Raw genomic sequence first — 19,198 nt, 5'->3', positions numbered from 1 at the left:
ATCAGAGCAAACCACGCGCAGCCAGATTGCGCATCAGGGCCGAAGGGCCGAACGTCCAGGGCGGGCATTCGGTCGAGAGCCGCACCGTGTTGGTCAGCGATCCCAGCTCGGCATTCGAAATCGTCACGACATCGCCGATCTTGTGGGTGAACCCCTGCCCCGGTGCGTCGCGGTCCTCGACCGGCGCAAACAGGGTGCCCATGAACAGCACGAGGCCATCGGGATACTGATGATGGCGGCCAATGGTCTGCGAGACCAGATCGAGCGGATCGCGGCTGATTTCCCGCATCGTGCTTGCCCCCTTCAGAACGAACCCGTCTGGACCGCTGATGGTCAGCGACAGGTCAGCCCGGCGTACATCGTCGATCGAATAGGTATCGTCAAACAGACGGATGAATGGACCGATGGCGGATGAGGCGTTGTTGTCCTTGGCCTTGCCGAGCAGCAGGGCTGAGCGCCCCTCGACATCGCGCAGATTGACGTCGTTGCCGAGCGTCGCCCCCTTGACGCGGCCCTGGCTATCGACGGCCAGCACGATCTCCGGCTCGGGATTGTTCCATTTCGAGATCGGATGCAGCCCGACCGACGCGCCCCATCCGACCGAGGCCAAAACCTGCGCCTTGGAAAATACCTCCGCATCCGGGCCGATGCCGACTTCCAGATATTGAGACCAGACGCCGACCTCGATCAGCGCCGCTTTCACCTTGGCCGCTTCCGGCGATCCGGCCTTCAGGTCACGCAGGCTATCGCCGATAATGGCAGTGACACGCTCGCGCATCGTTTCGGCCAGAGCCGGGTTTCCTGCAGCCTTTTCCTCGATGACCCGCTCGATCATCGACCGGGCGAAGGTCACGCCGCAGGCCTTGACCGCCTGCAGGTCGCAAGGCGCGAGCAGATGGATACTCGAGAGATCACCGGCAGCCTCCACTCTTGAGGCTGTCATGACAGCCTCAAGAGTGGACAGCCGTTCACCCTGACGGCCCGAAAGAAACCCGATGGGGTCGTCGAGTTCCAAAAGGTCGCGCATCGTCGGCACCTCTTTCGAGGTGATATCGATGAGATCGCCACCGCGCAAAACCACCAGCGCTGGACCCGCAACATCGGGCCGCCAGACGCGCCCGACGAATGTTCCCGTTCCAAACACCTCGTTGGCCGATGTCATGCCCCGTCCCTCCCGTACCAAGATCACGGCGGCAAGATACAAGCCGCTGGATTACGGACAAGGTGCGAAATGGAAAAACAACGCTGCTTGCAGGGAATGAATGCCGCGAAATTTTCGCGAAAGCCCCAAAGAGTGTTCACCGCAGGGTGCGATCGCTATATTTAATTTTACTGATTTTCTGCTAGCACCTGTTTCAGCGAATAAGCGTGTCGAACCAACCGTTAGACGGATGGGCACCAGCAGAGGGATGAGGGGCATGAGCTTTACGGAAACAACTACAAGATCGTGGTTTTCAAAACTGAAAAGTGGTCTTGCCGGACTGGTGATCGGCCCGATCCTGGTGATTGGGATGATCTGGCTGTTGTCATGGAACGAAGGCCGTTCCGTCCAGACCTATCGTGCTCTGGTGGAAGGTGCCGGCATCGTCGTTTCGATCGATAACGGCAGCGTAGACCCGGCCAATGAAGGCAAGCTCGTTCATGTGTCCGGCCCGGTCAAGCCGGATGGCACGCCCGAGGATCCGATGCTGGGCGTCTCGGCGGAAGGTGCTGCCGGGCTCAACCGCCAGGTCGAGATGTATCAGTGGATCGAAGATAGCAGCAGCGAGACGAAGAAGACGCTTGGCGGCGGCGAAGAAACCGTCACCACCTATAGCTACAAGAAGGAATGGCGCCCGCGCCCGGTCGATTCCTCCGATTTCAAGCAGAGCGACCAGCACCAGAACCCCGAGATGCCGATCGAGGGTGATCGCTTCACCGTTGCAACGGCAACGCTCGGCGCCTTTACTGTCGATGGCAAGGCTGTTGCCAATCTCGGCACGGAAAGCCCGGTCAAGCTCTCACCCGATGTCATCAATCAAGTCACCGCTGCGATCGGTTCCGACAAGCCGATCAATGCCAATGGCACCACAATCTACGTGTCGCAGAACCGGCAGACCCCGGCCATCGGCGACCTGCGCATCAGCTTCAGCCGCGAAGACATTGCCGAAGCCAGCTTTGTCGGTGCCCAGAAGGGCACAAACATCACACGCGACTACAAGACCTCGAACGGCCAAAACGTATTCCTCAGCGCCGCCGGAAAGGTTGACGCGCCGCAGATGTTCGATGCTGCCCAGAGCGAGAATACCCTGATCACATGGCTTATTCGCGGCGGCGGGTTGCTCGGCATGTTCATCGGCTTTGCCATGATGCTGTCGATCCTTGGTATTATCGCCGACGTCATTCCGTTTGTCGGCTCGATCGTCGGCTTCGGCACCTCGGTCATCGCGATCATCCTGACGCTTATCCTCGGACCACTGGTCATCGCCATCGCCTGGATCGCCTACCGGCCGGTGCTGGCCATCGCCATCATCGCCGCCGGCGTCCTGCTTGCGGTCGGACTGATCTATCTGAGGCGCAACAAGACGGTTGCCGTTCAAGTGCCAACGACGCTCGGCCGGGCCTGAAAGCCCGGACCACCCGCATCAACAAAGACCCGTGGCGGATAAACCGCCACGGGTCTTTCTGTCTGCATTTGACTGCATTGGCGAATACCGCCTTGGACTGATAGGTTCGCCCTCCCCGATCAAACACCTCTGAAAGAGACGGTAGCAGGCCTCATGTTTCTCGCATCAAAACTGTTCTGGCTGCTTGCCCAGCCGCTATCTCTGGTCTTCATTCTCCTGGTGCTGAGTTTCTTTTTTGCAGCCGGCGGCTTCCGGCGGCTGTACCGGTTTTTGTCCGGACTTGCCGCTACCCTGCTTTTCCTCACCCTCTTCACCAGCACCGGCACCGTGACGCTTCAGGTGCTGGAAAACCGCATTCCAAAGCCTGCAGGCCTGCCGGCTGATCTCTCCTGCATCATCATCCTTGGTGGAGCGTTCGAAAACGAGGTGATCGCCAAGCGGGGCGGTATCGAGCTCAATCAGGCGGCGGACCGCTTCGTCGAAGCACTGAAACTGGCGCAATCGTATCCGGCCGCGCGCATTCTGGTCTCCGGCGGTGACGGCTCGTTCAGCGGGCGATATGACGGCGACGCGCAGGCATCCGAAACCTTCTTCTCGACCTTCGGCATCGCTCCAGAGCGGCTGATCCGCGAAGACCAGTCACGCACCACCTTCGAGAATGCGGCCAATACGAAGCAGCTGCTGGAAGCGAACGGGTTGTCGAACTGCGCCCTTGTCACCTCGGCCTTCCATATGCCGCGCTCCGTCGGGCTGTTTCGTAAGCTCGGCATTGCCGTGACGCCATGGCCGGTGGATTATCGCACCAGCGGCGATGCACCCCTTCGCCTCGATTTCAGCCAGCCTTCCTTGAACGCGCAGCTGACGACAACGGCGATGCGCGAATGGACAGGCCTGCTCGCCTATTTCATCAGCGGCCGCACGCACGTTCTCTTTCCGCAATAGCCAACGATACGCTTTAAGACCCGCCGTTGACGCGACCACGTCATTGTGGTCCTTCTCGATTTTTGGCGGGCTCGATTTTCTGGCGGGGGGAAAAATGCCGATCCTGGAAATTCTCGACTATGCGGGGGTAGCGGTTTTCGCCGCGACCGGGGCGCTGTCGGCCTCGCGCAAGCAGCTGGATATTATCGGCTATATCTTCCTGGCTTCGGTCACCGGCATTGGCGGCGGCACGTTGCGCGATGTCATCCTTGGTGCGACGCCGGTTTTCTGGGTGACCAATCCGATCTACCTGCTCGTCTGCGGCTGCATGGGCCTTCTGGTCTTCTTCTCGGCCCATATGATGGAATCGCGCTACAAGTTTCTCGTCTGGCTCGATGCCATCGGGCTCTCGGCCTATAGCGTCATGGGCGCTGCCAAGGGGTTGGCTGCGACCGGCTCGCCGATCGTCGCCCTTGTCACCGGCATGCTCACCGCGACATTCGGCGGCATCCTGCGCGACCTGCTGACGGGGGAGCAATCGGTCCTGCTGCGTCCGGAAATCTATGTCACGGCTGCGCTTGTCGGCGCAGGTGTCTTTACAAGCGCCACCTGGTTCGGAGCCTCGCTGCTGATTGCCTCAACACTTGGCGTACTCACAGCCTTTGCGGTGCGCGGTGGTGCATTGCGATATGGCTGGACACTGCCGACCGGAGATCCCCGGCCCGGCCGTCATCCCGACGACGTCATGTAACGTCGTTGATGACGTGATGTAGAGAAGAGAAAATCAGCCGCGTTTGCGGCGCAGGCGGATGATCACGTCGACATGGGCGATTTCCATGCCCTCGGGCGGCTCGGGCAGATTGCCGATCGTCAGGCTGCTGACCGGAATATCGAGCACCTCGTTATGGCCTTCGACGAAGAAGTGATGATGGTCGGATACGTTGGTGTCGAAATAAGTCTTGGCGCTTTCCACGGCCAGAACACGGATCATGCCAGCTTCAGTAAACTGGTGCAGCGTGTTGTAGACAGTTGCCAGCGACACCGGAACACCAGCCGTCACGGCTTCTTCGTGCAGTTCCTCGACCGTCAGGTGGCGATCGCCCTTGGCAAAGATCAGGTCCGCAAGCGCCATGCGCTGGCGCGTCGGCCTGAGACCGGAGCGGCGCAGGCGTTCTTCCGAACAGATCTCGATGGCAGTCGTCATACGGACGGATCCAGATTTCCAAGCTATTGCAGAACACACTTACAGAGCCGATATAACTTTTGCCGAGAATGCTTTCAATAGTGAGCAAGCTCGCTGAAGGCATCAAGACGGTAAAAACCGCCTGATTCTTGGGGCAAAAGGCAATTATCTCTGGCTGTTGCAGCAGCCATCATGTATGCGACGGCGGAAATAGGCCTTGTGCTTGGCCAGACAGGAATATGCGAAACGACGCGCTTGGCTCATGCCGGAGCTTCAATTCGCACCCATCTTGCTCTAAACCAAGTCAACCAAAAACGGATCTAGCGGGGAAACCACAGTTCATGACGACCAGACAATCCAGCTTCAATTATGAAGAGATCCTGAAATGCGGTCGCGGCGAACTGTTTGGCCCGGGCAACGCCCAGCTGCCCCTGCCTCCGATGCTGATGGTTCACCGCATCACCGACATTTCGGAAACTGGCGGCACCTTCGACAAGGGTTACATCCGCGCCGAATATGACGTGCGTCCTGATGACTGGTATTTCCCATGCCACTTCCAGGGCAATCCGATCATGCCGGGCTGCCTTGGCCTTGACGGCATGTGGCAGCTGACGGGCTTCTTCCTCGGCTGGCTCGGCGAACCTGGGCGCGGCATGGCGCTTTCCACCGGCGAAGTGAAGTTCAAGGGCATGATCCGCCCGGAAACGAAGCTCCTTGAGTACGGCATCGACTTCAAGCGCGTCATGCGCGGCCGCCTCGTACTCGGCACCGCCGACGGCTGGCTGAAGGCCGATGGCGAAACCATCTATCAGGCAACCGACCTTCGCGTCGGCCTGTCGAAAGAAAAAGCTGCCTGAACTGCGGCATAGCCGCACTCAGCTCGATTAAAGAAGAGGTCATCCACATGAGACGGGTTGTTGTCACGGGTCTGGGCATTGTTTCCTCAATCGGAAACGATGCACAGGAAGTCACCACGTCGCTGCGTGAAGCAAAATCCGGCATTTCGTTTTCGAACGATTTTGCCGAACACGGCTTCAGGTGCCAGGTCTGGGGTGCGCCTAATCTCGACACGACCGATCTTGTCGATCGCCGCGCCGCACGCTTCCTGTCGCAGGGCGGCATGTGGAACCACGTTGCGATGAAGCAGGCGATTGCCGACAGCGGCCTTGAAGACAAGGATATCGGTGGCAACGAGCGCACCGGTATCATCATGGGTTCGGGCGGTCCGTCCACCCGCACGCTGATCGAAGCGGCTGAAATCACGCTGAAGAACAACAGCCCCAAGCGCATCGGCCCGTTTGCCGTGCCGAAGGCGATGTCCTCGACAGCATCGGCGACGCTTGCCACCTGGTTCAAGATCCACGGCGTCAACTACTCGATCTCGTCGGCCTGCTCGACCTCGGCGCATTGCATCGGCAATGCCATGGAGATGATCCAGTGGGGTAAGCAGGACGTCATGTTCGCCGGTGGTCACGAAGACCTCGACTGGACCATGTCGAACCTGTTCGACGCTATGGGGGCGATGTCCTCCAAGTACAACGACACACCTTCGACTGCCTCGCGCGCCTATGACATCTCCCGCGACGGCTTCGTCATCGCTGGCGGTGCAGGCGTCCTGGTTCTGGAAGAGCTGGAACATGCCAAGGCCCGCGGCGCCAAGATCTATGCCGAAATCACCGGTTATGGCGCAACGTCCGACGGCTACGACATGGTTGCCCCGTCCGGCGAAGGTGCCATCCGCTGCATGCGCCAGGCACTGGCAACGGTGAAGGGCGAAGTCGACTACGTCAACACGCATGGCACCTCGACGCCGGTTGGCGACAGCAAGGAAATCGGCGCCATTCGTGAAGTCTTCGGCAACAAAATCCCGCATATCCAGTCGACCAAGTCGCTGACCGGCCATTCGCTCGGCGCTGCCGGCGTGCAGGAATCGATCTACGGCCTGTTGATGATGCAGGCTGGCTTCATCGGCGAAAGCGCCCATATTACCGAACTCGACCCGGAATTCGACGGCGTGCCGATCGTGCGCAAGCGCATCGACAATGCCAAGATCGATACCGTCCTGTCGAACTCCTTCGGCTTCGGCGGCACCAATGCCACGCTCGTTTTCCAGCGCCATAACGGATAAATCCATGACCGGTATCATGAACGGAAAGCGCGGCCTCATCATGGGGGTCGCCAACAGCCACTCCATCGCATGGGGCATTGCGCAGAAGCTGGCTGGCCAGGGCGCTGAACTCGCTTTCACCTACCAGGGCGAAGCGCTCGGCAAGCGCGTCAAGCCGCTCGCCGCCGAACTCGGATCCGACTTCGTCATCCCCTGCGACGTCGAGGACATCGCTTCGGTAGACGCGGCCATCGACGCGATCAAGGAAAAGTGGGGCAAGCTCGATTTCGTCGTTCATGCTATCGGCTTTTCCGACAAGAACGAGCTGAAGGGCCTTTACGCCGACACCTCGCGCGAAAACTTTTCGCGCACCATGGTCATCTCCTGCTTCTCCTTCACCGAGATCGCCAAGCGCGCTGCAGGCTTGATGAACGAAGGCGGCGCGATGCTGACGCTGACCTATGGCGGCTCCACCCGTATCATGCCGAACTACAACGTCATGGGCGTCGCGAAGGCTGCCCTTGAAGCGTCCGTCCGCTATCTTGCTGGCGACTACGGCCCGCGCGGCATTCGCGTCAACGCCATCTCTGCCGGCCCGATCCGCACGCTGGCTGGCGCTGGCATTTCCGATGCCCGTGCCATGCTCTCCTGGCAGCAGAAGAATGCGCCGCTCCGCCGCACCGTCACCATTGAAGATGTCGGCAACTCGGCGCTCTATCTTCTCTCTGATCTGTCGAGTGGTGTTACCGGCGAAATCCACTATGTGGACTCCGGCTACAACATCACCTCGATGCCGGCTCTCGATACATTGGCCAAGGCGGACGCGGAGTAAAATCCGGGCCGCCCCCCTTTCCGTGCCTCTTGAATTTTGCATCTGCACTTGCCAGTTCAGAGCGCGCAAACCATCCAGATACACGTTGAGGACAGACACGCATGAGCAATGCCGCTGACAAACCCATCGAAAATCACGTCTTCGAAGCCGATGTCGCACGCCTGCTGCACCTCATGGTGCACTCGGTCTACTCCGACAAGGACGTGTTCCTGCGCGAGTTGATCTCCAACGCCGCCGACGCCTGCGAGAAACTGCGCTACGAAGCCATCAGCGCGCCTGAACTGCTCACTGACGATCCGACACCGCGCATCACCCTGACGCTCGATGCCGACAGCAACAAGCTGATCGTCGAGGACAACGGTATCGGCATGAGTCGGGACGACATGATCGAGGCGCTCGGCACCATCGCCCGTTCCGGCACCCGCGCCTTCATGGAGCGCGTTGAGGCGGCCAAGGCCGGCGAAGGCGCCCAGCTGATCGGCCAGTTCGGCGTCGGCTTCTATTCCGCCTTCATGGTTGCAGACAAGGTCGATGTGGTATCACGCCACGCCGGCAGCGCTCACGCCTTTCTCTGGTCGTCCGACGGCAAGGGCAGCTACACGGTCTCCGAAGCCGATCTGTCTGACGCCCCGGCACGCGGCACACGCATCACCATGCATCTGATGGGCGACGCCAAGAGCTATACGTCCAAGTGGAGCGTCGAGAAGATCGTCAAGGATCAGTCCGGCCACGTCCCAGTCCCGATCGACCTGATCGAAAAGCCCGGCGCGGACGCCGAGCGCATCGGTGACGGCACGGCTCTGTGGACGAAATCCCGCAACGAGATCACCAAGGAAGAATACGCCGATTTCTATCGCGGTGTTTCCGGCCAGTACGACGAACCGGCGCTGACCGTGCATTTCCGCGCCGAAGGCCGGCATGAATATACCGGACTTGCGTTTGTCCCGGAATCCAAGCCGATGGACATGTTCGATCCTTCGGCCAAGGGCCGCATGAAGCTCTACGTCAAGCGCGTCTTCATCACCGACGATGCTGAGCTGCTGCCGCGCTACCTGCGCTTCGTGCGCGGCCTTGTCGATACGTCCGACCTGCCGCTCAACGTCTCGCGCGAGATGATCCAGGAAAGCCCGATCCTCGCGGCTATCCGCAAGGGCCTGACCAACCGCGTACTGACCGCCATCGAGAAGCTGGCCGACAGCGACGCGGACGCCTTTGCCAGGCTCTGGGACGCCTTTGGTGCCGTCCTCAAGGAAGGCATCTACGACGACTTCGAACGCCGGGAACAGCTGATTGCGCTGTCGCGCTTCCGCACCAACACGTCGGACGAGGCGACGCGGTCGCTGGCCGATTACGTCAAGGACATGAAGGACGCGCAGGCAGCGATCTATTACCTGACGGGCGACAATCTCGACCGGCTGAAGGCCTCGCCGCAACTCGAAGGTTTTCGCGCGCGTGGGATCGAGGTCCTGTTGTTGACCGACTCCGTCGATAGCTTCTGGGTCACCGCTGCGCCAGATTTCGAAGGTAAGCCATTCAAGTCGATCACCCAGGGCGCTGCCGACCTGACGCAGGTTCCGACAACCGATGGCGAAACACCGACAACGCCGGAAACCTCCGAAGCCGTCACCGATTTCATCGCCTTTGCCAAGACGACGCTCGGCGATGCGGTATCGGACGTGCGGTCCTCCGACCGCCTGACGGAAAGCGCTGTCTGTCTCGTTGCGCCTGAGCAGGGTTATGACCGCCAGCTGGAAAAGCTGCTGCAGGGCTCCGGCAGGCTCGACATGATTGCAAAGCCGATCCTCGAGATCAATCCGGGCCACGCCCTGATCTCGGCACTGGCCGCCGGCGGCAGCGACGAATTCCGCACCGATGCCGTCCAGCTGCTGCTCGACCAGGCCCGTGTCCTCGATGGCGACAAGCCACAGGACCCACGCGCCTTTGCCGAGCGGCTGTCTCGGCTGTTTGAGCGGGCTCTGAAGGGCTAAAAAGCTTGTAAGATTAGGTGGGCCGTCAGGCGGCCCACCAGACCGCGAGCAGAACGGCGAGAATCCCAACAGCAAAAATGCCAAACATCGTCATCTGCTTGCGGGTATTGCCCAGCACCGCGGGATCGGCAGGCGCGCGGCCGGTCTGGAAGGCCAACGGCACTTCCGAGGCACCGCTTTTGCCTTCTCCACTCTTGATATCCTTGACGATGACTTCAGCGACGCCCTCGGTGACGGGCGGGCGGTGTCCATAGCTAGAAACCATTGGCACACTCCATCGATGCCTGCGCTATATCACGCAAGTGCGAGGACTAAAGGTGTACCCGTTTCGTCAATAAAGCAATTGCAAAAGCAAGTGCTGATCAGCGCTTGCCCCAGAGCACCTTGAAGCGCGCATTGCGGCAGGTTTCGCCCCATTCCTTGAATGTCTCGGGCATCACTGTCTCATAGGGCAGGCCGCGATTGGCGACCAGCATCAACCGTCCGCCGATCTTCAACGCCTTGGCGGCCGCCTTGATCATCGCAGCACCCAGTGCCGGATCGGCAGACTGCGTCTCGTGGAATGGCGGGTTCATGACGATCAGGTCGTATTTGTCGCGGGTTTCTTCCGAGGTCAAGTCCTGCCAGAAGAAGCGGGTCGGCACGTTCGGGCAATTGGCCTTCAGGTTGGCGCGAGCGGCTTCCAGAGAGTGATAATCGGCCTCGAACAGGTCGATGCCCTTCAGGCCCGGGGCCTTTTCGGCCAGCATTACCGACAGATAGCCCCAGCCAGCGCCGAAATCGGCGGCGTGACCCTTGAAATCGTCGGGAAGACGCGAGGCCAAGAGTTCTGAGCCGGCATCGATACGCTCATGCGAGAACATGCCCGGTGCAGTATCGAAGCGGCCTTCGACACGAACCGGCTTTTTGGAAAACTTGACAATGATATCGCTGGCGTCCTCCGGACGGCCGAACCAGAAGGCGATGCCATGATATTTCGGCAGGCTGTCGCCGCCCCAGCCGAGCTGGTTGACGCGCTTGCGCAGCGACTGGATGCCGTCGTCCTTGCCGCCGGCGACAACGATCAGGCCACCGACCTTGACGCGCTTCAGCGCTTCGGCGATCCGGTCCTCGTTCTCACCCTTGTGCTTGCCGCACAGGATCAGGGCCGCGTCATAGTCTTCACCCTCGACGACAGGAGACACCGATACCTTGGCGGCCTCCAGAGCCTTGTAGAGCGTCTTTGACGCCTGCACGGCGGTAATCGCGCCAAAGAATTCTGCCGGCAGCCGGTAGCCTGCCTCGGCTCCGAGGAACAGCACACGCTCGCCTTCGCCGGGTGCGGGAACAACGCCGGTCTCGAAAGGATGGAAAAGGGTCTTCAGCGTGTCGCGGCTCATGGTCGAGGTCCTCAGGCTTGTCAGGGACGGTGGAAAGCGATTTCCCGAAAAAGACAAACGGTAACGAAGGGAGCGAGAGACGGCCGGTCCGGACGGCTCTCAGGGAAAATAAGAAAGGGCGCAGAACGATCCGCTCCGCGCCCGTAGTCGATTAAACAGCCGAACGCTTATTCAGCAGCTTCGCCTTCGCCCTTGGCGACTTCCTTGCCGGTTGCCTGGTCGACAACCTTCATGGAGAGGCGAACCTTGCCGCGCTCATCGAAGCCCATCAGCTTGACCCAAACCTTGTCGCCTTCCTTGACGACGTCGGAGGTCTTGGCAACGCGGTCGGAAGCGAGCTGCGAGATGTGCACGAGGCCATCACGCGGGCCGAAGAAGTTGACGAAAGCGCCGAAGTCGGCGGTCTTGACGACCGTGCCTTCGTAGATCTGGCCGACTTCCGGCTCTGCAACGATCGAGTGGATCCACTTGCGAGCCGCTTCGATTTCCTTGGCGGAGGACGAAGCGATCTTGATCGTGCCATCGTCTTCGATGTTGATCTTGGCGCCGGTCTTTTCGACGATTTCGCGGATGACCTTGCCGCCCGAACCGATGACTTCACGGATCTTGTCGACCGGGATGTTCATGACTTCGATGCGCGGTGCGAATTCGCCGAGCTGCGAGCGGCCTTCGGTGATGGCGTTGGCCATCTCGCCGAGGATGTGCTTGCGGCCGCCCTGTGCCTGCTCAAGCGCGACCTTCATGATCTCTTCGGTGATACCGGCGATCTTGATGTCCATCTGCAGCGAGGTGATGCCGTCGGCAGTGCCGGCGACCTTGAAGTCCATGTCGCCGAGGTGATCTTCGTCGCCGAGGATGTCGGAGAGAACGGCGAAGCGTTCACCTTCGAGGATCAGGCCCATGGCGATACCGGCAACCGGCTTGGCCAACGGAACGCCGGCATCCATCAGTGCGAGCGAGGTGCCGCAGACGGTTGCCATCGAGGACGAGCCGTTCGACTCGGTGATTTCGGAAACGACGCGCAGTGTGTAGGGGAACTGGTCCGCAGCCGGCAGCATCGGACGGATAGCGCGCCATGCGAGCTTGCCGTGGCCGATTTCGCGGCGGCCCGGGGAGCCCATGCGGCCTGTTTCGCCGACCGAGTAGGGCGGGAAGTTGTAGTGCAGCAGGAACTTTTCCTTGTACATGCCGGTCAGGCTGTCGACGTACTGTTCGTCTTCGCCGGTACCGAGCGTGGCAACAACGATCGCCTGCGTTTCACCGCGGGTAAACAGGGCCGAACCATGGGTGCGCGGCAGGATGCCGACTTCGGAAACGATCTTGCGGACCGTGTCCAGATCGCGGCCGTCGATGCGGCTCTTGGTGTCGAGGATGTTCCAGCGAACGATCTTGGCCTGCAGGTGCTTGAAGACTGCGCCGATGACTTCGTTGGTGTACTTCGGCTCAGCGCCTTCCGGGAAGAAGTGTGCCTTGACCTTTGCCTTGACGGCGTCGACGGCAGCGTAGCGTTCAGCCTTCTGGGTGTTCTTGTAGGCAACGCGCAGTTCGGCTTCGGCGATACCGAGCATTTCAGCTTCGAGAGCGGAATGATCTTCCGGGGTGAAATCGCGCGGTTCCTTGGCAGCCACTTCAGCGAGCTTGATGATCGCGTCGATGACCGGCTGGAAGCCCTTGTGGCCGAACATGACGGCGCCGAGCATGATCTCTTCGTTGAGTTCCTTGGCTTCCGATTCGACCATCAGGACGGCGTCCTGGGTGCCGGCAACGACGAGGTCGAGGATCGACTCAGGCATTTCGTCGAGATGCGGGTTCAAGACGTACTGGCCATTGATGTAGCCAACGCGTGCGCCGCCAACCGGGCCCATGAAAGGAACGCCGGAGATCGTCAGGGCAGCAGACGCTGCAACCATCGACAGGACGTCCGGATCGTTTTCGAGGTCGTGCTGCATGACAGTGACGACAACCTGGGTGTCGTTCTTGTAGCCATCAGGAAACAGCGGGCGGATAGGGCGGTCGATCAGGCGGGAAACCAGCGTTTCCTTTTCCGACGGACGGCCTTCGCGCTTGAAATAGCCGCCGGGGATCTTGCCGGCTGCGTAGGTCTTTTCCTGGTAGTTGACGGTCAGCGGGAAGAAATCCTGGCCCGGCTTCGGCGACTTGGCCGAAACGACGGTGGCGAGAACAACGGTTTCGCCGTAGGTGGCCAGAACTGCGCCGTCAGCCTGACGGGCGATCTTGCCGGTTTCGAGCTTGAGCGGGCGGCCTGCCCATTCAATTTCGACTGTGTGGGTATCGAACATGTTTTGTCCTTCGTGTGCGGCAATGCCGCGCCGCAGCCAGTGTGGCGCGGGCGGCAGTGTTTTCGCTGATATGACACATCACGGGCAAGACAACGGGAGGCTTCCAAAATCGGCTGGCGCTCGTCCCATTCCCTCAAAGCCTGACGCTCCGGGTGCGTGGAAAACGCGCAAGCGCCGAAGCATCCTGCAATCCTGCCCCATGACAGGTCATCGGTTGGTTCCGCAGAGCCGGCCCATCCGGTCTGCTGGGGTGTCCGTTTCCAACAGCGCCGTTTCGGCTTGGCTGGAAGCGCAAACGCGGGGTGTTCCCCCGCAAAAAACAAACCGGCGGGCCCCTTGTTGAAGGGTCCCGCCGGTGTAAGGCTTAGCGGCGAATGCCGAGAGCAGTAATCAGCTTGGTGTACCGTGCCTCTTCCTTGCCCTTGACATAGTCAAGGAGCGAACGGCGGGTGGAAACCATTGCCAGAAGGCCACGACGCGAGTGGTTGTCCTTCTTGTGACCCTTGAAGTGGTCGGTCAGGTTGTTGATCCGCTCAGTGAGGATCGCAACCTGGACTTCCGGGGAACCGGTGTCGCCTTCGACGGTTGCGTATTCCTTGATAAGCGCAGCCTTGCGCTCTGCAGTGATCGACATCGTGTCATCCTTTCGATGTTTAGGATTTCAGGTCGCCAGCAGCCGGGATGTCGTCTAGCTGCGGCCGTGAAGGCAAAAGTCCGCAGAGAGCGGGTTCTGATGCTGGCGCTGCCTATAAACCATCCGGCATTAAAAAGAAAGAGGGCGGATAAAGGCACCGCAATCGCTCAACACGCCGTCATTGCGGCGGGGTACGCGGTTTCATCGGGGCTGATTTTGTGTTGTCACCGGCCATTGTACAATCGAGGTAGCTGGCAAACACCCAGCCGAGCATCCCGTCCGCGGCTGTTACCTTTGCCCACCGCTTGCCGGCAAGCGTCCGCTCCTCGACGATCACCACAGCAGTGCCGTTGGGCAGAGTGGAAAGGACGCTGCCTTGCGGCGCGGACCGCAGATTGAGGGGCGTTCCGGTCGGGTCCGCGACGGCGCAGCCGGCGGCAAAAGCGGCGGCCGTACCACCGGACAATACCGCGAAAACAACGAGCGCTGACTTGATGGTGTTCAGAAGCATATCCCCTCCACAAAAGAGCAGACCATCCGCACACCTTATGGCGAAACAGACAGATTGGCGCTCAGCTTTTCATCCGGGATTTTGACGCGCCATTCGATCCCGTCGTCATGCATGATCCGCTCAAGCTTGGCATCCAGCGCCATGCCGAGCATGCGCTCCAGCACCATCGTGCCAAAACCCTTGCGCATGCTGCCGCCCTCGGCCGGAGCAATGTCAGCGCCCTTTTCTCTCCAGACGAACAGGAACGTGCCACCGGAGACCGACCATTGCAGGTCGATCACACCGCTCGCATTGGCAAGCGCGCCATATTTCGTGGCGTTGGTGGCAAGCTCGTGCAAGGCCATGCCGAGCGTCTGCGACACCTGCGCATCCAGCCGCACCGGCGGCCCCGAAAGATGAACCCTGTCCGGATCGTCGGGCGTGAACGGCTGCAGCTGGTTTTGCGCCAGCTCGCGGAAATCCACACCCTGTGCGGCATTGGCGATCATCAGATCGGTCGAGCGGGCAAGGCCGGCGATGCGCTTGCGGAAGGTTTCGGCGAAATCCACCCGGCTTTCGGCTGCATTGAGCGACTGGTTGAGCATCGACTGGATAACGGTAAGCTGGTTCTTTGAGCGATGTGCCACCTCGCGCATCAGGAAGCGGATTTCGTTTTCCGCCTTTCTGCGCGCCTGTGCAGCTTCGGCCAAAGCCGCCGATACAGTTTCGATTTCGGCGATCATGTGCTTGCGCGCCGCGATCGGCCGACCTGCGCCCAAAAGATGCGCGTCACGCGCCAGCATCTTGACGCCCTGCGCCAGCAGCCGTGCGATGGTGGCGGATCCTGCTACGGCTATACCGGCGAAGAGAAGCCCGCCCACCGACAGCCAGAGATAGGACCAGAGCGCCGGCGCATCGACCTCAGCGCTCTTTGCCCAAGCAACGATCTTCCAGCCCGTCAGCACGGAAAATTCGGTAACCGTCCTGTATTCCACGCCATCGTGCGTCGCTTCGCCGACACCGACACGCAATGCCGGCACGATCTCCATGAAAAACGGCTTGCCGACCGCCAGCGCCTCATCCGACGAGGCAATTACGTTGCCAGCGCCGTCCAGCAAGGCCGCATTCCAGCCGGGCGACAGCACATCCCTATTGACCGCCTTCAGCATATTCTCGGCATTCTGGGTCAGGGTTAGCAGGTAGTCGTTATTGCCGAGCGGCGTGGTAATCGGAAGGTAGACGTTGAATACCCATCGTTTCGCCGTTTGCCCGAAAAACACATTCGAGACGAAAGGTCCGCCATTTCGGAAGGCCTGGTCGATGGAGGTTGGATCGGATGCCTTCGCCAGCGGACTTCCGAACGGTACCCGCGTATTGAAAAGCTGATTATGGGCGCGATCGATCACCAGCAGGTTGGAATCCGTTCCGGCAAGCGACGAGCGGGCGCGATCGTAGAATTGCCGGAGATTCTTGTTGTCGATCGTGCTCGCGGTAGACAGCACCTTCAGCGTGGTCAGCATGCTGTCGATTTCACGCTCCACCACACGCGTCACCGAACCGGTCGAGGCCTTGAGCAGAGCCGTGACCACGCGCTCCTGCTCATCGGTGCTGCGCTTCAGAATGATCAGCGAAAACAAAAAGGACGGAATAACGGCAACGAGCAGCAGTGCCGTCAGATAGAATGACAGCGGGCGTCTCAACCGCGAACGCAAAAGCGCCCTCCAGGGAGCACGCGGCGTACCTTTTCTATCCAGTCCGTCGCTCAAGCGTCCATCACCCAAATTCCAGCGCGAAGATCGGCAATGGGCCGATTTCGCTTCACGTCACACGCGGGCCACTCTCGAAGGAGTCTGCGAATCCCGAACACAGACCGGAACATGCGCCAGCGATTTCCGGAAGGCAACCGATGCCATGCTCCGAAATCTATGAGGTTCTATCGGCGTATCAAGCGGTGACGAAGACGCGCTTCGGTCGGAATTCGCCTTCGCCGATCTCGCCAATGGCAACCAGCTTGCCGCGCGAGGTCGCATAGGCTTCCGGTTCTGCGGTCGGCGCATCGCGGCCGCGAAGAATGATCGGATTACCCATTTTCAGGCGATGGGCCTGATCTTCGGAAATGGCGATATGCGGCAGGTTCGACAGGGCTTCACCGGTATCGATCAGGAAAGCATCGAGCGCTTCCAGCCGTTCCTCGTCGCTTTCGATCTTTTCCAGTGCGATCAGTTCAGCCAGCGGCACCATCGATTCTTCGGCAAACGGCGCCACGAAGCTGCGGCGCAGCGAGGCGATATGGCCGAAGCAGCCGAGATCGCGGCCGAAATCGCGCGCCAGCGAGCGCACATAGGTGCCCTTGCCGCATTCGATCTCGAAATGTGCCAGGTTCGGTGTGCAACCGAGCAGCGACAGGCGGAAGACTTCGACTTCGCGGGCCGGAATATCAACGGTCTCGCCTTCGCGGGCCAGATCGTAGGCACGGTTGCCATCGATCTTGATCGCCGAAAACTGCGGCGGTACCTGGCTGATGACGCCGGTATATGCCGGCAGAAGGGCGCGAATGTCTTCTTCGGACGGGCGGGCGTCGGATGACTGCGTCACCTCGCCTTCCAGATCGTCGGTCGAGCGCTCTTCGCCCCAGGCGACGGCGAATTCATAAATCTTGCGGCCGTCCATGACATAGGGAACGGTCTTCGTCGCATCACCCAGCGCGATCGGCAGCATGCCCGACGCCAGAGGATCGAGCGTGCCGGCATGACCGGCCTTCTGCGCCTTGAACAACCACTTGATCTTCGACACGGCCTCGGTCGAGCCGAAATCCAGCGGCTTGTCGAGGATCAGCCAGCCGGAAATCGGCCGGCCCTTGGGCTTGCGGGGTTTTGACATGGTTCAGGCTCTTTTTTTGCGGAACGTCGCTGCAGTCTTGGCAACGCTGCCATCCGGCATTTTCTGGCTGTTGCCCTTTTCAAATCCCAGGGCATAGAGACGGCGTGCGATCAGATATCCGGCAGCGACGGTGGCGCCATTGGCGACGCTATAATCGTCGCCCAGACCTTCAATCATCAAAGGCTCAATGGCACCGAGCGGCGGCTTGCCAGAAGCGGCGGCTTCAAGCAGCAGCTTTTCATTATAGGGCGAAACGACAATGGCTTCGAGCGCCTTCATCTCGCGATCGCCATGGGCGATGTCCTTGCCCTGGCGAAACGGCAGGCCGGACGCGACCAGCATTTCCACGAGCCGCACAGCTTCGGCATTGTCGAAGCGTGCCAGACCGTTGCGATAGAATGTCTGGCGCTGTTCGAACGTCCAGGCGTTGAGTTCGTCCAGAGTGATATGCTTTGCCATCACTGCTCGCCGTCTTCGTCCTTCAGATCGCGCATAACTTCCGGTGACCGCAGCAACTGGTCGATCTTCTTGTAATTGTCGAAGCTGGTATCGTCCTTGAAGCGGACTTCCGGCATGTATTTCAGCTGCCGGATATGCGGGGTCAGACGGCCTCGGATATATTTGGCATGGCGGTTCAGCGCTTCGATGACATTAGAGTGATCGGCAACGCCGAGCGGTGTCACGAAGGCTGTGGCGACGCGCAGGTCGGTCGACATGCGGACTTCGGAAATCGAAATCACCGTCGTCTCAAGCAAGGAATCGCGCACTTCGCCACGCTGCAGCACCTGTGTCAGGCCTGCACGTACCTGTTCGCCGACCCTCAGCATGCGCTGCGAGGGGGCAGAGGATGTCACTTTACTCATGGTTTTTCCGCTGTCTGGCGTTTCAAGGAACGCGACCAAGGCGGTCCAATGCTACTTTCAGGCCAAAAGGTCAAGGCTTTCCGGTCATTCGGCCGGTCGCGCCAGCGGCGAAATCGGGCCGCAACCCTCTTGAAAGCGGGCACGCGGCGTGGTCAACCTGATCGAAACGGCGAGCGGACGGAGACGGCATGCGGGTTCTGGTAGTTGAAAACATGGCGCATTCCGACCTTGGACAGGTTGGCGTGGCACTGGCCGAAGCAGGCGCCGAGATCGACCTGCACCGGCCGTTCACGGGGCAGGCCTTGCCCAGCGACATTCACGGGCATGATGCACTTGTGGTGCTTGGCGGCGAACAGAGTGCGGTCGATGATCACATCCATCCCTACCTGCCGGAGCTTGCCCGCTTGATGCGCAGCTTTGCCGATGCCGGCAAATCGGTGCTCGGCATCTGCCTCGGCAGCCAGCTTCTGGCCCGTGCCCACGGCGGCGATAATCTTCTCGGCGAAACGCGGGAATTTGGCTGGCACGAGGTAACGCTGACAGCGGACGGTGAACGTGATCCGGTGCTCAGCGCGGCAGGCCCTGCCTTCAAGAGCTTTGAGTGGCATTCCGACAGCTTTACGATCCCACCCGGCGCCGCGCATCTGGCCACAAACCCAGCCGTTGCCAATCAGGCTTTCCGCATCGGTCGCGCCGCCTATGGCATGCAGTTTCATTTCGAGGCGGGAACGTGCGTCGTCGAAGGCTGGAACCGGACCTTTGAAGCGGTGATCAACCGCATCGATCCGGATTGGCTGCAACACTATCCGGAGCATGCCGCCCGGCACGCGCACCAGGCGGACGCCGCCGGACTGGCGCTGGCCCGCGCCTGGGTCGCGACGATCCAGCCGGCAGAGGCTGCCGGCAACGGCACCCTCGAAATGGCAGGCGTCAGCGCCTGACATTATAAACCCCGATAAACCCTGTTGTGCCATTTGCTGTGACGGGTTGCGGTTCCTATCTACAACACGGGATA

19 protein-coding genes are annotated in these 19,198 nt (G+C 60.4%); 8 read left to right on the top strand and 11 right to left on the bottom strand.

The window, feature by feature from the left end:
• Position 1: 1 nt before the first annotated feature.
• Positions 2–1,162, bottom strand: a complete 1,161-nt coding sequence (locus tag ACQY8Q_RS13105) for a fumarylacetoacetate hydrolase family protein (RefSeq protein WP_428426968.1) — start codon at positions 1,160–1,162, stop codon at positions 2–4.
• Between the two features lie 256 nt (positions 1,163–1,418).
• Between ACQY8Q_RS13105 and ACQY8Q_RS13100 the strand changes: the two genes are divergently transcribed.
• From ACQY8Q_RS13100 to ACQY8Q_RS13090, 3 genes are all read left to right on the top strand, one after another.
• Positions 1,419–2,606 (top strand): TMEM43 family protein, encoded by a 1,188-nt coding sequence (locus ACQY8Q_RS13100; protein ID WP_428426967.1) that lies wholly within the window; start codon positions 1,419–1,421, stop codon positions 2,604–2,606.
• Between the two features lie 153 nt (positions 2,607–2,759).
• A complete protein-coding gene (locus ACQY8Q_RS13095; RefSeq protein ID WP_428426966.1) occupies positions 2,760–3,548 on the top strand; it encodes a YdcF family protein in 789 nt (262 codons plus the stop codon).
• Positions 3,549–3,642: 94 nt separating this feature from the next.
• Entirely contained in the window at positions 3,643–4,278 is a 636-nt protein-coding gene (locus ACQY8Q_RS13090; protein ID WP_428426965.1) for a trimeric intracellular cation channel family protein, read from the top strand.
• Positions 4,279–4,311: 33 nt separating this feature from the next.
• Here the strand turns inward: ACQY8Q_RS13090 and irrA are convergent, their stop codons facing one another.
• On the bottom strand, positions 4,312–4,731 hold the full coding sequence (gene irrA, locus ACQY8Q_RS13085) for an iron response transcriptional regulator IrrA (protein WP_113245451.1): 420 nt from the start codon (positions 4,729–4,731) through the stop codon (positions 4,312–4,314).
• 320 nt (positions 4,732–5,051) lie between these two features.
• Between irrA and fabA the strand changes: the two genes are divergently transcribed.
• The 4 genes from fabA (at position 5,052) to htpG (ending at position 9,637) form a co-directional block, all read left to right on the top strand.
• On the top strand, positions 5,052–5,567 hold the full coding sequence (fabA, locus tag ACQY8Q_RS13080) for a 3-hydroxyacyl-[acyl-carrier-protein] dehydratase FabA (RefSeq protein ID WP_428426964.1): 516 nt from the start codon (positions 5,052–5,054) through the stop codon (positions 5,565–5,567).
• Positions 5,568–5,614: 47 nt separating this feature from the next.
• On the top strand, positions 5,615–6,838 hold the full coding sequence (gene fabB / locus ACQY8Q_RS13075; protein WP_428426963.1) for a beta-ketoacyl-ACP synthase I: 1,224 nt from the start codon (positions 5,615–5,617) through the stop codon (positions 6,836–6,838).
• Positions 6,839–6,842: 4 nt separating this feature from the next.
• Positions 6,843–7,649: an enoyl-ACP reductase FabI gene (gene fabI, locus ACQY8Q_RS13070; protein WP_428426962.1), complete on the top strand. Its 807-nt coding sequence runs from the start codon at positions 6,843–6,845 to the stop codon at positions 7,647–7,649.
• 101 nt (positions 7,650–7,750) lie between these two features.
• Complete coding sequence (htpG, locus tag ACQY8Q_RS13065) at positions 7,751–9,637, top strand: molecular chaperone HtpG (protein WP_428426961.1); 1,887 nt, start codon at positions 7,751–7,753, stop codon at positions 9,635–9,637.
• 25 nt (positions 9,638–9,662) lie between these two features.
• Here the strand turns inward: htpG and ACQY8Q_RS13060 are convergent, their stop codons facing one another.
• The 9 genes from ACQY8Q_RS13060 to rbfA all read right to left on the bottom strand — a co-directional run bounded on the left by ACQY8Q_RS13060 (position 9,663) and on the right by rbfA (position 18,183).
• Positions 9,663–9,902 carry a hypothetical protein gene (locus ACQY8Q_RS13060; protein ID WP_428426960.1) on the bottom strand — a complete coding sequence of 80 codons (240 nt, stop codon included), beginning with the start codon at positions 9,900–9,902 and terminating at the stop codon, positions 9,663–9,665.
• 97 nt (positions 9,903–9,999) lie between these two features.
• A complete protein-coding gene (locus tag ACQY8Q_RS13055; protein WP_428426959.1) occupies positions 10,000–11,016 on the bottom strand; it encodes a class I SAM-dependent methyltransferase in 1,017 nt (338 codons plus the stop codon).
• Positions 11,017–11,183: 167 nt separating this feature from the next.
• Positions 11,184–13,316 carry a polyribonucleotide nucleotidyltransferase gene (gene pnp, locus ACQY8Q_RS13050; RefSeq protein ID WP_428426958.1) on the bottom strand — a complete coding sequence of 711 codons (2,133 nt, stop codon included), beginning with the start codon at positions 13,314–13,316 and terminating at the stop codon, positions 11,184–11,186.
• 364 nt (positions 13,317–13,680) lie between these two features.
• Positions 13,681–13,950 carry a 30S ribosomal protein S15 gene (gene rpsO, locus ACQY8Q_RS13045; protein WP_113245459.1) on the bottom strand — a complete coding sequence of 90 codons (270 nt, stop codon included), beginning with the start codon at positions 13,948–13,950 and terminating at the stop codon, positions 13,681–13,683.
• A 178-nt stretch (positions 13,951–14,128) separates the two neighbouring features.
• Entirely contained in the window at positions 14,129–14,461 is a 333-nt protein-coding gene (locus tag ACQY8Q_RS13040; RefSeq protein ID WP_428426957.1) for an SH3 domain-containing protein, read from the bottom strand.
• 35 nt (positions 14,462–14,496) lie between these two features.
• The gene (locus tag ACQY8Q_RS13035) at positions 14,497–16,206 is read right to left on the bottom strand and encodes a sensor histidine kinase (protein ID WP_428426956.1); all 1,710 of its coding nucleotides are present in this window, start codon (positions 16,204–16,206) and stop codon (positions 14,497–14,499) included.
• A gap of 178 nt (positions 16,207–16,384) precedes the next feature.
• Positions 16,385–17,320, bottom strand: coding sequence for a tRNA pseudouridine(55) synthase TruB (gene truB, locus ACQY8Q_RS13030; RefSeq protein ID WP_428426955.1), 936 nt, complete (start codon positions 17,318–17,320; stop codon positions 16,385–16,387).
• Between the two features lie 3 nt (positions 17,321–17,323).
• Positions 17,324–17,779 (bottom strand): hypothetical protein, encoded by a 456-nt coding sequence (locus tag ACQY8Q_RS13025; RefSeq protein ID WP_428426954.1) that lies wholly within the window; start codon positions 17,777–17,779, stop codon positions 17,324–17,326.
• On the bottom strand, positions 17,779–18,183 hold the full coding sequence (gene rbfA, locus ACQY8Q_RS13020; RefSeq protein WP_113245463.1) for a 30S ribosome-binding factor RbfA: 405 nt from the start codon (positions 18,181–18,183) through the stop codon (positions 17,779–17,781). Before rbfA ends, ACQY8Q_RS13025 begins: the two co-directional genes overlap by 1 nt.
• A gap of 188 nt (positions 18,184–18,371) precedes the next feature.
• On the opposite strand from rbfA, the gene ACQY8Q_RS13015 reads away from it, so the two are divergent.
• Positions 18,372–19,124 (top strand): type 1 glutamine amidotransferase, encoded by a 753-nt coding sequence (locus ACQY8Q_RS13015; protein WP_428426953.1) that lies wholly within the window; start codon positions 18,372–18,374, stop codon positions 19,122–19,124.
• Positions 19,125–19,198 lie beyond the last annotated feature (74 nt).

Source organism: Pararhizobium sp. (genome assembly GCF_965279435.1).
Classification (GTDB): domain Bacteria; phylum Pseudomonadota; class Alphaproteobacteria; order Rhizobiales; family Rhizobiaceae; genus Pararhizobium.
Note: the sequence above shows the minus strand (reverse complement) of the source record. Positions and strands in the feature narration are given on the sequence as shown.